Genomic DNA, 15149 nt, shown 5'->3' with positions numbered 1-15149 from the left:
CGAAACAAACCTTCGCCAATCTACCCAAATTTGGGTATATACACGAAAGTTTGTTTCGCATATATACTAGTTAGCAAACAGCTTGAGAAAATCCGAAGAAAACTAAAACGGAAAAATAGCAGTTTTATAGCGTTACTAAATAAAAAGTAACAGAAAATGAAACAGAGTGAAAAAACCCAAGCAGAAAATACTCGGGAATTAATTATTAAACCGTTACCTTGGTTTGTTACAGGTGGAAACCCTGTAGCAAAAGGGTTGTGCTATGACACTTTATTATACTCAGACAGAAAAGTATCAGCTATTAAATCCACATCCAAATCTATGTAAGTTAAAGGTAAACTAACACCGTTTGGAAAAGTTAAAACTACATCTTTTATATACTCTTTAACATAGTTTGCGTGATAACCTAAGACTTTTAGAAAATCTTCTTTAGAAAAATCTTTGGCGTGTATATTCACTTCAAAAGGCGAAACTATATCGAAACGACAAAAGTGTTCTGAATTATCAACAGAAACAGTATAAGAAGTTACAGCAGTGACTTGAGAATAGTTTTCAGAAGAGTTTTTCTCTTCAAAATCATAATCTCTTTTCTCATTAAACTCTGAAAAATTGGTTTGTGGAAAGTCGGATTTTAAATGATAGGTTGGTTGAGTATTTTTATCAACTGTTGGTAGGATAACTAATTTTGCCATAGTAAAATATTTTTTGCCAAAAGTACTAAAAAGAATTATATTTGGAAAGGAAAATAGTAATAAATAAAAAGCCGATTTGCTAACAGCGGTTTTGAGATAGTGGGGAATTAGTAATAAATTTAATGTCGGTTTTGTGTTTGGAAGATTAGTCTTGAACTGAATGTTTTTGGCTTTCTTTTCCCCACCATCACAAAGCCGCGGGACGTTAGCGTTTATTGCTCCGTGGAAATCGATCAATTTACGTTAATCAGAAATGAAAAATTGAAACTAATCTGCTCCTATCTACCGCCGAAAATCGAACGGAATTAATTGCGGATCTTCGAAGTCGAATTTCAAAATAGAATTTGAAAGTCGATTTTTTTTGCGGATTTTTTCTGTCGATTTTTTTGAGGTTTAAATGAACTTTATTCTCCAAAATTTGGTCTGATTGAAAGTGTTTTTTTGCGGTGGATTTTGAAAGTGGATAAACTTCCGCAATTGGAATAGAATATTTGAATAGATAATCAAAGGTGCTCAACCAGCGTGTCGCAACAATCGCTAACACACGCTACAAGCAATTTGGGCATTTGGCTTAATTTGAAATTGGTTTTGTATTTGGAAGATTAGGCAAATCCGAAGAATGGTCTTAATTTAGTCCCAAACTGCTTGTAGCGCGGGGACGTTATGGGTAAGTTGTGAAGAAAATCAGATTTTTCAAGACCTTTAGTTGAAAAAAAACTTGAATTTTATGCTTTGAAAATGAAAAGCAAAAACTTGAAATACTGAACTTGAATATTGGAGTTTCTAACTGAATCCGAAATGCAGAACTTGAAATTGAAAACTTGAGTTTCAGATTTTCTAAACTGAATTTGAAATTCAGAACTTGAAAAGCGAACTTGAATTTCGCAGTTTCTAAACTGAATCTGAAAAGTAGAACTTGAATATTGGAGTTTTAGTAGAAATAAAAAATCGTTTTGATTCTCAAATTGAGATGAAAAAGCGAGAATAAATTTGGCTGAAATTTAGATTCGAATTTGGCTTTTAATTTGCCAATAATTGGATGAAAATCGATTGAAAAAGGGAATGAAATTAGCTGAAATTTGGGCAAGAATTGGGTTTTGTGTCAGCCAAAAATAGGTTTAAAATCGATTAATAATTAGGAATATCGGCTAGAAACAACCTACCCATAACAGCCGTTTGGCGTGATTGGGGTTTTAGGCTGAATTTAAAGATGGTTTTGTACTTGGAAAATTTGTGTATAACCGAAAGATTACGCATCTTTATTCCCCAACCACGCCAAGCGCCAAGACGTTACCTGCAAGTCTGCCGAATGGGGAGAAGAGTAATTTTATTGAGAGATAATGTAACCTAAAAATAAATAATATGGAAAATTTTAAAAGTTTGAACAAATATTATGACGACCTGAAATCAGGTTATCCAAAACTAACGGATTTTGAATTGCTTGCGATTGCTGTCCAAATTCAACGAAACGATATCTTAATTGCAGGTCTAACCGTTTCACAATTAGATAAGCATCCATCGGCTTTGGAAAAAATCGCGATTTTGTTAGATGAAAAACAAGAAAACTAAACTACCTCTAATATTCAATTTCTAAGTAAATTGGTAATGTCAAAAAAAATAAATAGTGAGGAAATAATACTACGTTTCAAGCAAACTCATGGTAACAAATATGAGTATCACAATGTTTCATTTTCAAAGATGAAAGGAAAAGTTGAAATAATTTGCCCAATTCATGGATCATTTTGGCAAACTCCCGACCACCATATCCGCGGAACAGATTGCCCAGATTGTGGTCGGTTACAACAAGGGAAATTAAGAAAGGAAAATTCTGCTAAAAGTTTTATTTTGAAAGCAATTTCAGTTCATGGAGAAATTTATGATTACACGGATTTTGAATATAATGGCAACAAAACAAAAATAGAAATCATTTGTCCAACACATGGAACTTTTAAACAAACGCCAAGCAATCATCTTTCTGGATTTGGATGTCCTAAATGTGGACGAGAACGAACCGAAAAGTCCCGAAAATTAAGCATAGAGGATTTTTTCAATAGATGTAACGAAGCACATAATAATTTCTTTTCGTACCCAATCAAGGATTATATAAATCCAGAATCAATGATTTTAGTAGTCTGCCCAAAACATGGAAAGTTTTTGATTAAAGCCAGAAATCATTTGTGGATTAAGCAAGGTTGCAGTAAGTGTTTTGAAGAAAACCGTGGTATAAATACGCGAATTTCATGGTCTGAGTTTATTCAGGGAGCGATAAAATGTCACGGAAATACTTATCAATATGACCAATCATCTTTTCTAATGTTATCGGAACCTGTTCAGATACATTGCAAAAAGCATGGATGGTTCGAACAACGCGGTCATAGACATTTATCTGGCCAAGGATGTCCAACATGTGCTCGGCAACTACATCGTGGAAAATGGAAATCAGAGTTGTTACCACAAGAATTAAGAGATATTAATTGTAATCTCTACTATTTCCGTTTAACTGGTAATTCTGAGGACTTTTACAAAATTGGAATCTCGAATGATGTTCACAGAAGAAGAATGACAATTGAACGAGAATCGGGTTATTCCATAGAAGTCGTTTCTATTTTATCAGGTACATTGTATTCAGTCATGCAATTGGAAGAATCCCTTCATGAAGAATATGTTGAGTATTCTTATTTGCCAAAAAATCAATTCCCTGGATATACGGAATGCTTTTCAATAGATGTATTTGCCAAATAATGAGCTGTTTAAAAATTGAAAATTGCGACATTGAGAATATTTCAAGGACAAATAGTAATCAAATGACCTGCAGGTAACACACGCTACAACGGATTTGGGCAATTGGCTTAATGGAAAGTTGGTTTTGTATTTGGGATGATTTGGCAAATCCGAAGAATAGGCTTAATTTAGTCCCAAACCCGCTGTAGCGCGAGAACGTTAGCAAACAGCTTAAGAAAACCGTACAGAAAAGACTAAAACGGAAAAAATTAGCAGTTTGTAAAGCGTTACTAAATAAAAAAAAGTAACAGAATGGAATACAAACCAACAGAAGAGCAACTCCAAAAATGGGGCGAAAAAATTGCAAAGTCCTTGTATGGGTTTACTAAAGATGATTTAGAACCATTATTTGAAAAGTACGTTTTACCAATTTACATAATGTGCGCAAGAAAACCTAATCAGGAAAGTAAGTGGAAAATTGTAAACCGTGAAACAGGAGAAGAATACCCTTTAGAAACAGCTAGAAAAGAGTTAATAGAACAGAAATTAGTTAATTGGAAATAGTTCACTTTCAGGAATAGCAAATTCATCTTCTCCATCAGGGTATTCTTTATATAGCCAAGCGATTCTTTGAGCAGGTGTTCTATCCCAACGAGATATTAAAATAACTGTTGTTTCTAACTTTGAGTTAGGGTTTATAATTTTTAAAATATCTCCTTCTTGATATTTCGGTACTTTTGGTTCAGACTTTTTAGCCATAATTATTTTTTTAATTTTAATTCAGAGTGGTAGACTAAATATTCTTTTTTTGTTTCAACATCTCTAATCCAATAGTTTTCTATAAAAGGTCTATCTTCAAAACTTCCGTCCTTATTTGGTAGAACATCTATAACTTGATACGAAGCGTCAGAAAGGATACCATTACGGGAAGTGTAAGATACTAAATCATTAACAGTAAATTCACAAGAACCAAATTTATGCATAGTAAAAAAGTTTTGCCGAAAGTACAAAAATAAACTATATTTGGAAAGGAAAATAGTAATAAAAAAATAAAGCCGATTTGCTAACAGCGGTTTTGCAAGATGCGGACAACGGTCTTAAAACAAACATAATTTTGTACTTGCGAAGTACAGTGAAAAATATAAATAATAGGTAATGCGAGTTCCGCACCTCGCAAAGCCGCAAAACGTTGGCAGTAAGTTTACCGCAGAAGAAGAAAAAAAATGGAAATGGAAAATAAGAATTTTAAAAGAATATTTTTTTAAGTTTATTATTATGTTCAATAGCAGTAACTTATTTTTACTTTTTTTCTGCAAGAATTCAAGTGGAAGTTTATAATAAAACTGATTTTGATATTGACTCTTTGAAAATTGAAGACAAATATTACGAAATAACAAAGCGAAAATCGATAGTTATTAATTGTAGAAAATTAACAATACAAGACAATTTGCCTTTTGGAACTCCAGAAGGAATAATTAAAAATATGCAACGTGATACAATAACTTATCCTCTTTGTGGAACAGGAATTGAAAAAATAAGAAGTGGAAAATATAAATTTGACATTGAAGCTGAAATTGGAAAAGATTATTACAAACTTAATTGGAAAGAACATAAACAGCATTGAAAAAACCTACTGCCAACACACGCTACAAGCAATTTGGGGATTTGGCTTAATTTGAAATTGGTTTTGTATTTGGAAGATTTGGCAAATCCGAAAATAGAGCTTAATTTAGTCCCAAACTGCTTGTAGCGCGGGGACGTTGGGGAGCAGTTGTGCCGAAATTACGCAGATAAAAACAATTAGAAAATAAGCACACGTTCCGCAAGAAGTTTAAAAGCAGAAGCGTGAAAATTGGAATTTATCAGCAGAAACTTGAAAATTGTAATCTGAAAAGCAGAAGCGTGAAAGTTGGAATTTATAAGCAGAAACTTGAAAATTGTAATCTGAAAAGCAGAAGCGTGAAAGTTGGAATTTATAAGCAGAAACTTAAAAAGTTGGAACCTGAAAAGCAGAAGCGTGAAAAGTAGAAACTTGAAAAGCAAAAGTGTTATCACTTTGTGGATATTCGCAATTTCGACAAAACAACCGCTCCCCAACACACGCTACAAGCAATTTGGGCATTTGGCTTAATTTGAAGTTGGTTTTGTATTTGGAAGATTTGGCAAATCCGAAAATAGGGCTTAATTTAGTACCAAACTGCTTGTAGCGCGAGAACGTTAGCAGATATATTAAAAAAAACGAGATGTATAAAGAATCATTTAAAGATTTAGTTAATATTGCAAAAAATAAATCTGAATTACAGAGCAATAATTTATTAAATAAACCAAACCCTTTTTACATAGGTTTTGGTAATCCAAATTCTAAAATATTAATTGTAGGACAAGAAAAAGCTATAAGAGCAGAAAACGAAATTCAAATTAAAGCTGAATCTTCTGAAAATCCCAAACAATGGTATTATTTGATTGAAAATATGATTGAAAATTTAGATTATAAATTTTATTTTGATTATTATTTTAAAAATCCTTTACACCCATATGATGGAAAACCATCAAGAGGTAATACTTGGTTACAGTATCAAAAATTGATAAATCTTATTTTTCCCGAATATATTTCAGAAAGAAATAATAATTTTTTATTAAAGTCATTCATTACTGAAATTAATCATCAAGTTTCACCAAAGCAATTGGGAAATAAAGAGGACGAAAATAGAACGACAATTAACGAACATATTTTCTATAAAAGTTTTAATGTAACTATTTTAGCAATTGGAAGTTATTTAAAAAAATCTGAAATCGAAAATCGATATAACGTTAGTTTCTTGGAAGATTTGTCAAAACCAAGACAAAGATTTCTGTTATTCACAAATGAAAGTGAAAAAAGAATTGTTTTAAATATAAGACAATTAAGTAACGATATAAGTACAGAATATTTAGAACGTATATCAGAACAAATAAAAAAATACATCTGCTAACACACGCTACAAGCAATTTGGGTATTAGGCTTAATTTGAAATTGGTTTTGTATTTGGGAATTTTGGCTAATCCGAAAAATAGCGCTAATTTAGTCCCAAACCGCGTGTAGCGCGGGAACGTTGGCGGTAATTTTGCCTCCGAAAAGACCGAAATTGAATCAAACCAAATATGAAATGATAAAAAATTTAATAATATTCCTTTTAATTGTTTTTGAATCAAATATTCTTTTTGGACAAAATGAATGTGTTAACAAAACTGAAATTAAACAATTAGGTGTAGAATTTTGTTTGCCTGATAATAATTGGACAATTGAAGAAGAAGATGGATTAAAATTTATTTCATTACATAAATCAACTTTATACTCTGGAACTAAGACTTATTCACTTAAAATGGAAAAACTTACTAAAGATTTATCTGTAACAGAATATTTTGAAAAACAACAAGCAGATTACATTAACACAAAAGATTATAAAGAGAATGTTGTTTCGAAAGGGATAAAAGAAATTAAAGGCAAATCTTTTTACTATTCTAAAACACACACTATCTATAAAAGCAATAATATAATGAAAAACTCATATGCAGTTACTTATTATTATTCGGAAAATAAAATAGGCTATTCGTTAAGTTTAGTTGTTAGTGATGAAAATATAGATAGTTGGAACGAAACAGAAACTTTAAAAATTTGGGCTTCATTTAAAATAATATCATTGCCGGAAAATTCAGTAATGGAATAAAAAACTACCGCCAACACACGCTACAAGCAATTTGGGTATTAGGCTTAATTTAAATATGGTTTTGAATTTGGAAGATTTGGCAAATCCGAAGAATGGGCTTAATTTAGTCCCAAACTGCCTGTAGCGCGAGAACGTTATGGGCCAGTTGTGCCGAAATTACGCAGAAGAAAATAATCTGAAAAACAAGCGTTTAATTTATGTATAAACTTACAAAGCAGAAGCGTGAAAGTTCGATTTTGCCAGCAGAAGCGTGAAAAGCAGAAACTTCAGAGTTGGAAGCGTAAAAGTAGAAACTTGCCAGTAGAAGCGTGAAAGTAGAAACGCAGAAATCTGAAAGTTGAAGTGTAAAAACAGAAACTTGCCAGCAGAAGCGTAAAAATTGAAACACAGAAAATTACGAAACAAAAACGTTAAAACTTTGCGGAAATTCGTAATTTCGACAAAACAACCGGCCCATAACAGCCGCTACAAGCAAGCTGGGCATTTGGCTTAATTTAAAGATGGTTTTGTATCAGCCGAGATTAGTTTTTAACCGAAAGTTTTAGGATTTTTTAACCCCAGCCTGCGTGTAGCGCCAAGACGTTAGTAGCCATTATAGCGCAGAGTCAAGAATCTAACGCAATTTTATAACCAAAAAATGTATAAAATTGTAGTATGAAAACAGCTTACAAAAGACTCAATCGTGATCATAGAATTGAGATTGAAAAACTAATCGCTTTGGGCAAAAATAACAAACAAATTGCCACTACTCTATCGGTTCATCCAAGCACCATTTCCAGAGAACTAAAAAGAGTCAAAAATGAACCTTATGACAACCTAAAAGCAGAAGCAAATTATGTCTATAATCTAATGGATAAACGCTTAGGAACATCCAAAATTAACAGCAATCCAAAACTCAAAAATTTTGTATATTCACAGTTGGAATTACATTGGTCTCCAAAGCAAATTTCAGATGCTTTAAAACAATTTTATCCCTTTGATCCAACTATGCAAATCTCGCACGAAAATATCTATTATCACATCTATATTCAACCTAAAAAAGAGGTCGAAAAACTACTAATTTCTCAACTTAGACAAAAAAGAAAATACAGAGGAAATACCCGAAGAGGTGCTGATAAAAGAACCACAATTAAAGACCCCATTCGCATTGATGAACGACCTGCCGAAGTGCTCACTCGCGAGATACCTGGTCACTGGGAAGGCGACCTAATACTGGGAAAAAACAGAGAAAGTGCTATTGGGACTCTGGTAGAAAGAACCACTCGATTTTTAATAATTGTACCCTTGAAAAAGAAAGACTCAACAACCGTGAGAAAAGCTTTTGAAAAGGAGTTTAGAAAGCTCCCAGACAACCTAAAACTATCTTTGACTTATGATAACGGAACCGAGATGGCGCAACACAAAACCTTTACTAAAAATTCCAAAGTAAAAGTCTATTTTGCCCATCCCTATAGTCCCTGGGAAAGACCCACAAATGAAAATACGAATGGGTTAATTAGAGACTATTTTCCCAAAGGAACTGACTTTAATTTAATATCAAAAAAGCAACTCAAAGAAGTACAAAATCAGCTCAATGAAAGACCTCGAAAAACACTCGAATACGAATCGCCACTAAATACAATTAGTCGATTATATATGAACCAAAATTTCATCTAATAATTAGGTATAGTCAAAATAAATCGTAGCTTTATTTTTTGAATTTAGAAAGCCTAAAGACAATCAAAATTTGGCTTTCTGAATTTAAAAAATAAAGCAAAACTCTAAAGCAAAAAATTGCGATAGAAACTTGAATCCGCCACTCGCAGAATCGCAAAAAAGAAAAAAATTATAAAAGAATGACAAATATTAATAGAATTATATTCAAAATACATTTTTACATTTTGAGCTTTGTCATCTTAAATTTCTTGTTTCGTTTGATAACGAATTTCGGGATAAATAGCAACCTTATTTTCATTTTAAAAATTCTGATTTATATTAGCGGAAGCTTGTTATTTTTTCTCAATAGAAAACCATTTAAAAAAATCTTAGTTTATTATTTCTATTACTTACTATCTATTCTAATTGGAATTTTATTTTGGCTTTTTGGCGGAATATTTTTAGCAATATTATCTTCATTATTTCTGAAACCTATTTATCCAAATGATATTAAATATCAGAAGGGAAATTTAAAGATTTACTCCTCTTTTAATGGATTATTTGCACGTTGTTGCGAATATGAAATAACAGAAAACAAACTTTTGATATTTGAAAAGTATTACGGAAAAATTAAACTAGATGGACAATTGGAATCTGGAAAAAGTGAAATAAAGATTATTAATAATCAAGTTCATTATAAACATAAAGTTATAAACTTTAACGGGGAAAATAAAATTGAAGCTGATACAATTGAAAAGATTGAAATTGAATAAAAGTACTACTGCTAACAGGCGTTTGGCAAGATTGCGAATTTTGTAGTAAATTCACGTTTACTTTTCGCAAGAAATTTTATCTTTGATAGAAAATAATCGGTTCCGAAGTTCGCAACCTCGCCAAGCGCCGGGACGTTGGCGGTAAGTTTAACACGAAATCGTAAATTCAATAACCCATGATAAAAAAATGAAAAAACTTCTTTACATACTTTCCCTATTTTGTTTTTTGAATTCGTTTGCTCAAACTATGATTAAAGTTGAAACCTATGATGATGATGAAAAACACAAATATTTTTTACCCCATTTAATAGATGAAAACGATATGGGAAGCAGTCTAGGAACTGAAGATGACAATGGTTTTTACAGTCTAAAATATTTGAAACTAGACAGCCTAAAAACTTATCGATTATATCTTGATGATTCTCGATTTATAAAGGTCGATAAAAAATTAAATTTAAAAAACAATGATACTTTAATTGTAAAATTACAACCTAATCCAAACTACAAACCCAAAACCTTCTCCAAAGATGTAATATTAATCAATTGCCCGTTTTATGATGTTTATCCGTATATGCCAAAAATAGCTACAAGACTTGATGATTTACCTTTAAAGGTATCTCAAAAAGTTAAAGATTATCTTTTATCTAGAGTTGGAGAAAAGTTTTATAAACAGATTTATTTCAAAGAAGGAAAAATAATTGATAGCATTTTTTATAAAAGACATAACATGGAAACACGATACCTTTATATTTTATGTTTTTCATTTTCAAATATTGAAAAAGGAATTGGCGAATATACTTCTAACATTGAAGTAGATGAATTTGGTAAAATTATTAAAGACATTGATTTACCGATAAAAAATCCTTTAATAAATAATATAATTTCTTTACAAGAAACAAAAAACAAAGCCGTTAACCGTAAATTCAATGTTAAAGAAAAAACAAAAATAGAATTGAATTACGATGTAAGTAAAAATATATTGGTTTGGAAATTCACAAATGAAGATTATAAATCAAATAATACTTTTCTTCAAAAAATATTAAGATATAATGCTCATAATGGAAAGTATTTAGATTCAAATATTGCTGAAGGACAATGGATTGAATAAAACCTACCGCCAACACACGCTACAAGCAATTTGGGTATTAGGCTTAATTTGAAGTTGGTTTTGTGTCAGGAAGATTTGGCAAATCCGAAAAATGGACTGAATTTAGTCCCAAACTGCTTGTAGCGCGAGAACGTTGGTGGCAAGTTGCGCCGAAATTACGCAGGTAATTTCGATTTGGAAATAAAGTTCACAACTCGCAGAAACTAAAAAAATAGAAACGTGAAAGTTGGAATTTGCCAGTGGAATCGTGAAAAGCGGAAACTTAAAAAGTGTTGCGCCAAAATTGAAAACAGAAAAGTACAAACGTGAAAGTTGGAATTTGCCAACGGAAACTTGAAAAGCGGAAACGTGAAAATTGTTGCGCTTAAAATTGAAAACGGAAAAGCAGAAGTGTCAAAGTTGGAACTTGTCAGCTGAAGCGTGAAAAGCAGAAACTTGAAAAGCGTTGCTCCTAAAATTGAAAGCGAAAAAGTAGAAGCGTGAAAATTGGAATCTGAAAAGCAAAAGCGTGAAAACTTTGTGGAAATTCGTGATTTCGACAAAACAACCAGCCACCAACACACGCTACAAGCAATTTGGGTATTAGGCTTAATTTAAAGTTGGTTTTGTATTTGGAAGATTTGGCTAATCCGAAAATTGGGCTTAATTTAGTCCCAAACTGCTTGTAGCGCGGGAACGTTGGTAGCTATGTTAAAAACCGAAGAATAAATCAGAAAACATTAACTAAATGAATAGATTTCAACATTCGTTCTATCAGATTTCTCATCAAAAGCCTGAGAATAAATTTGAAATATTATTTAATGAGATTAAAAAGCAAATTGACATTTATAATCGTCAATATCTACTAACGCTAAAAAGTTACATAAAAGAATGGCAAGGAGAAATTAGTAGCAAAAACGAAACCTATAAAACTCAAAAAGAAATTGCCGAAAAAATTTATGCCGAAACTTTTGATGGGAATAAAGATGATGATTCAGCTCATAGTTATGCAATGCATATTTCAGGATTAGAAACTCTTGAATATTTGCACTTTAATACAATAGAAGAAATTGACAATGAGTATAAGAATTTTTTAGATTTATATAGTAAATCAACTCTAATAGCATTATACTCTCTGAATGAAAGTAAACTAAATGAAATCTCAAATATTGCTTCTGAAATATTTCAAAAAAAAATAAAACCTTCTCATTTCAATACGCGAGATTATTTAAATTCTTCAATTCAATACTTAGAACTTGTAATAGAATTAGAAACGGATAAAATTGAAAAATATATCTCAAAACTAAAAGATATTCAATTCTTGAGAAATAATATAGTCCATAATATCTCTATATTTTCAGAGATTAAAACTATTACAGAGATTTCCAATAAGCACAAAGAATCTTTGAATTTTAATCCCGAAAATCAGTATTTAAAAATATCAAATTCAAAATTTATTAAAGATTTTTTTAGTTTGCTGAAAGAATTTTATAAAGATTTATTTTGGATTATCGACAAAAAACAAAACTCTCAAATAATTAAAAATGGACTTATACATTGGTTAGGTTTAATAGATAATAAAATTTCAATTGAAGATTTTAAATTTAATAAATTTTCAAATAATGAGAAACAAATGCACTTTAAAGTAATAACTTTTAATGCAGACATTCCAAATTTTGAATGCAGAATAACATTGAAAAAATCAAAAGAAAAATCTTTTGATTTAATTAATCAAACAGATAATGAAAAAATTACGGATTTCTTTAAATACGAAAAAGAATTAAATGGCTACTTTTTAGAGAGTATATTTATTCCTTTTAATATTGACGCTGAAAACTTTGAAATTAAATTAATGGTCTACTAATTACGTGTAAAAACACAGCTACCAACACACGCTACAACGGATTTGGGCAATTGGCTTAATGGAAAGTTGGTTTTGTATTTAAAATGATTTGGCAAATCCGAATAATGGGCTTAATTTAGTCCCAAACCCGCTGTAGCGCGGGAACGTTGTATGCTATGTTACCACAACAAAACTTAATAGATGAATTGGATAATTAGAAATACTAAAAAAATTAAATTTCATACTAATTTAAGTGAAACTTTAAAACCCATTTTGGATAATATAGAAAACTATAACTGGTTTTTATGTGATTTAGATTTTATGACTAACAAATCTTTGCCGATAAATTTTGACGAGGATTATTTTAAATTAAACAATGAAGAGTTTCTAAAAATTGTTAATTCTGAAACTCAAATAATTTGGGGTGTAATATCAGCTGTTCCGAAAAATATTGAAATTGAAATTGATGAGAATAACTTGCCATTCGTTGAAGGAAATGATTTGGTTTGGGGAAATGGTAATCTTCAAGTAAATAATTCCGAAATAGAAATAATTGCTTTTGATAGTTCTTATACAATCGTAAAGTTTAAAAACCAATCTTTGTCTGAAAAATTTAAAAATTACTTTGACGAAGCAATTGAATTGGAGAAATTTAAATAAACACAGCATACAACAGGCGTTTGGCAAGATTGCGAATTTTGTAGTAAATACACGTTTATTTCTCGCAAGAAATTTTATCTTTGATTGAAAATAATCGGTTCCGTAGTTCGCAACCTCGCCAAGCGCCGGAACGTTAGGGTGTATAGCTCCGTTGAAAAGACACAGCCGACATCAATGAGACGTTTTGCAACTGAAAAAATAATAATGAACTAGCTAGCGTGCCGACGCAAATCAAGCCCAGAATCTGACATCGAAATGCGAAAGAAAAGCAAATTTGAATCACTTTGCGGAAAACAGAAAGCGGAAAAATTTTTCGATTTTTTTTTGAGTTTTAATTGAAAAACATAATTCCGACGACAAACACAAAACAGAAAAGCTACCGAAATTGGAACGGATGAACTTTGGTGCTTTTCAAACGTGTCGCTACACACCCTAACACACGCTACAAGCGATTTGGGCATTTTGGCTTAATGGGAAAATTGGTTTGTATTTGGAAGTTTTGGCTAATCAGAAAAATAACGCTAATTTAGTCCCAAACCGCGTGTAGCGCGGGAACGTTATGGGCCAGTTGTGCCGAAATTACGCAGAAGAAAATAATCTGAAAAACAAGCGTTTAATTTATGTATAAACTTACAAAGCAGAAGCGTGAAAGTTCGATTTTGCCAGCAGAAGCGTGAAAAGCAGAAACTTCAGAGTTGGAAGCGTAAAAGTAGAAACTTGCCAGTAGAAGCGTGAAAGTAGAAACGCAGAAATCTGAAAGTTGAAGTGTAAAAACAGAAACTTGCCAGCAGAAGCGTAAAAATTGAAACACAGAAAATTACGAAACAAAAACGTTAAAACTTTGCGGAAATTCGTAATTTCGACAAAACAACCGGCCCATAACAGCCGCTACAAGCAAGCTGGGCATTTGGCTTAATTTAAAGATGGTTTTGTATCAGCCGAGATTAGTTTTTAACCGAAAGTTTTAGGATTTTTTAACCCCAGCCTGCGTGTAGCGCCAAGACGTTGGCAGTAATAGTCCCAAAAAACAGAACGAAATGAGTTACGATTTATACTTTTTTAAAAGAAAAGAAAGCAAATTAACTGAAAAAGAAGTTGAAGATTATTTATCTGAAAATTTAGTTACAGAAGAAAAAGGTCAATGGCTTTTTCAAAATAAAGACACAGAAGTTTATTTCATAATTGAGAAAAGCGAAACTGAAATTGACGAAGAAGAAATTGAGTTTGTAGAAAATTACGAAGATTTTGAAAGTTTAAATTTTTCTTTCATTTTGATTTTTTTGCGCCCAAGTTTTTTTGGAACTGAAGCATTTTTATTTATTGAAAAAATAATTAATGATTTAGATGTTTACATTACAAATCCTCAATCTGACAAAGAAATCCCTTATCAACCTAAAAAAGAGGAATTGTTTGAAAATTGGAACTCAACAAACTTAAATTCAAGTTCTGAACATTTTGGAGAACAAAACAGTTATTTAGAATTTGAAAAATCTAACGAAATTTGGAAATATAATTTTCAGAGAAATGAAATCCAAGAAAAACTTGGCGAAAATTATTTTGTGCCAAAAATTTTCTTTTTCAAAACAAAAGCAGAAAATAAAGTAATTACAGTTTCAAGTTGGACAGAACATATTCCAAACTTAATTCCAAATTCTGACTATTTTTTACTAACCAAGATTTACACAAAGTTTTTCAGAAAAATTCAAGAAAATATACTTATTTCAAGAGAGAATTTGGAGAATAGATTTGGAGAATATTTTAATGATTATGAATATTCAAATTGTAAAATTATTCATCCTGAAAACGCAAAAAAAATTAAGGATTTATTCAATTCAACAAAATCAGAATTAAAACTTGAAAATTTTGCAGAAAGAGTACAAATTGAAAACTTGTTTAACGAAAAACCAAGAACATAAAACTACTACTGCCAACACACGCTACAACGGATTTGGGCAATTGGCTTAATGGAAAGTTGGTTTTGTATTTGGGATGATTTGGCAAATCCGAAAATAGGGCTTAATTTAGTCCCAA

At 31.2% G+C, this 15149-nt stretch carries 15 protein-coding genes; 12 read left to right on the top strand and 3 right to left on the bottom strand.

Features of this window, described 5'->3' with window-relative positions:
• Positions 1 to 260 precede the first annotated feature (260 nt).
• Positions 261 to 692 (bottom strand): hypothetical protein, encoded by a 432-nt coding sequence (locus AC061E_RS11315; protein ID WP_478286334.1) that lies wholly within the window; start codon positions 690 to 692, stop codon positions 261 to 263.
• A 1362-nt stretch (positions 693 to 2054) separates the two neighbouring features.
• On the opposite strand from AC061E_RS11315, the gene AC061E_RS11310 reads away from it, so the two are divergent.
• From AC061E_RS11310 to AC061E_RS11300, 3 genes are all read left to right on the top strand, one after another.
• Positions 2055 to 2261, top strand: a complete 207-nt coding sequence (locus AC061E_RS11310) for a hypothetical protein (protein ID WP_478286333.1) — start codon at positions 2055 to 2057, stop codon at positions 2259 to 2261.
• A 36-nt stretch (positions 2262 to 2297) separates the two neighbouring features.
• A complete protein-coding gene (locus AC061E_RS11305) occupies positions 2298 to 3434 on the top strand; it encodes a DUF723 domain-containing protein (protein WP_502306422.1) in 1137 nt (378 codons plus the stop codon).
• Positions 3435 to 3725: 291 nt separating this feature from the next.
• Positions 3726 to 3977 carry a hypothetical protein gene (locus AC061E_RS11300; protein ID WP_478286130.1) on the top strand — a complete coding sequence of 84 codons (252 nt, stop codon included), beginning with the start codon at positions 3726 to 3728 and terminating at the stop codon, positions 3975 to 3977.
• Here the strand turns inward: AC061E_RS11300 and AC061E_RS11295 are convergent.
• Both AC061E_RS11295 and AC061E_RS11290 read right to left on the bottom strand, forming a co-directional pair.
• The gene (locus tag AC061E_RS11295; RefSeq protein WP_478286131.1) at positions 3960 to 4172 is read right to left on the bottom strand and encodes a hypothetical protein; all 213 of its coding nucleotides are present in this window, start codon (positions 4170 to 4172) and stop codon (positions 3960 to 3962) included. The genes AC061E_RS11300 and AC061E_RS11295 overlap by 18 nt on opposite strands.
• 2 nt (positions 4173 to 4174) lie before the next feature.
• On the bottom strand, positions 4175 to 4396 hold the full coding sequence (locus AC061E_RS11290; protein WP_478286132.1) for a hypothetical protein: 222 nt from the start codon (positions 4394 to 4396) through the stop codon (positions 4175 to 4177).
• A 341-nt stretch (positions 4397 to 4737) separates the two neighbouring features.
• Between AC061E_RS11290 and AC061E_RS11285 the strand changes: the two genes are divergently transcribed.
• From AC061E_RS11285 to AC061E_RS11245, 9 genes are all read left to right on the top strand, one after another.
• Positions 4738 to 5037, top strand: a complete 300-nt coding sequence (locus AC061E_RS11285; protein ID WP_478286133.1) for a hypothetical protein — start codon at positions 4738 to 4740, stop codon at positions 5035 to 5037.
• A 619-nt stretch (positions 5038 to 5656) separates the two neighbouring features.
• Positions 5657 to 6385 carry a hypothetical protein gene (locus AC061E_RS11280; RefSeq protein WP_478286313.1) on the top strand — a complete coding sequence of 243 codons (729 nt, stop codon included), beginning with the start codon at positions 5657 to 5659 and terminating at the stop codon, positions 6383 to 6385.
• Positions 6386 to 6559: 174 nt separating this feature from the next.
• Positions 6560 to 7120 (top strand): hypothetical protein, encoded by a 561-nt coding sequence (locus AC061E_RS11275; protein WP_478286331.1) that lies wholly within the window; start codon positions 6560 to 6562, stop codon positions 7118 to 7120.
• 654 nt (positions 7121 to 7774) lie between these two features.
• Positions 7775 to 8776 carry an IS30 family transposase gene (locus AC061E_RS11270; RefSeq protein WP_478286137.1) on the top strand — a complete coding sequence of 334 codons (1002 nt, stop codon included), beginning with the start codon at positions 7775 to 7777 and terminating at the stop codon, positions 8774 to 8776.
• Between the two features lie 179 nt (positions 8777 to 8955).
• The gene (locus AC061E_RS11265; RefSeq protein ID WP_478286303.1) at positions 8956 to 9528 is read left to right on the top strand and encodes a hypothetical protein; all 573 of its coding nucleotides are present in this window, start codon (positions 8956 to 8958) and stop codon (positions 9526 to 9528) included.
• 187 nt (positions 9529 to 9715) lie between these two features.
• Positions 9716 to 10636, top strand: coding sequence for a hypothetical protein (locus AC061E_RS11260; RefSeq protein WP_478286128.1), 921 nt, complete (start codon positions 9716 to 9718; stop codon positions 10634 to 10636).
• 727 nt (positions 10637 to 11363) lie between these two features.
• A complete protein-coding gene (locus AC061E_RS11255) occupies positions 11364 to 12479 on the top strand; it encodes a hypothetical protein (protein WP_478286330.1) in 1116 nt (371 codons plus the stop codon).
• A gap of 180 nt (positions 12480 to 12659) precedes the next feature.
• Positions 12660 to 13118 (top strand): hypothetical protein, encoded by a 459-nt coding sequence (locus AC061E_RS11250; RefSeq protein WP_478286329.1) that lies wholly within the window; start codon positions 12660 to 12662, stop codon positions 13116 to 13118.
• 1037 nt (positions 13119 to 14155) lie between these two features.
• The gene (locus tag AC061E_RS11245; protein ID WP_478286328.1) at positions 14156 to 15034 is read left to right on the top strand and encodes a hypothetical protein; all 879 of its coding nucleotides are present in this window, start codon (positions 14156 to 14158) and stop codon (positions 15032 to 15034) included.
• The last annotated feature ends 115 nt before the right edge of the window (positions 15035 to 15149 follow it).

The sequence above is a fragment of the Flavobacterium sp. GNP011 genome, assembly GCF_056428925.1.
This window is presented reverse-complemented; position numbering and strand designations above follow the sequence as displayed.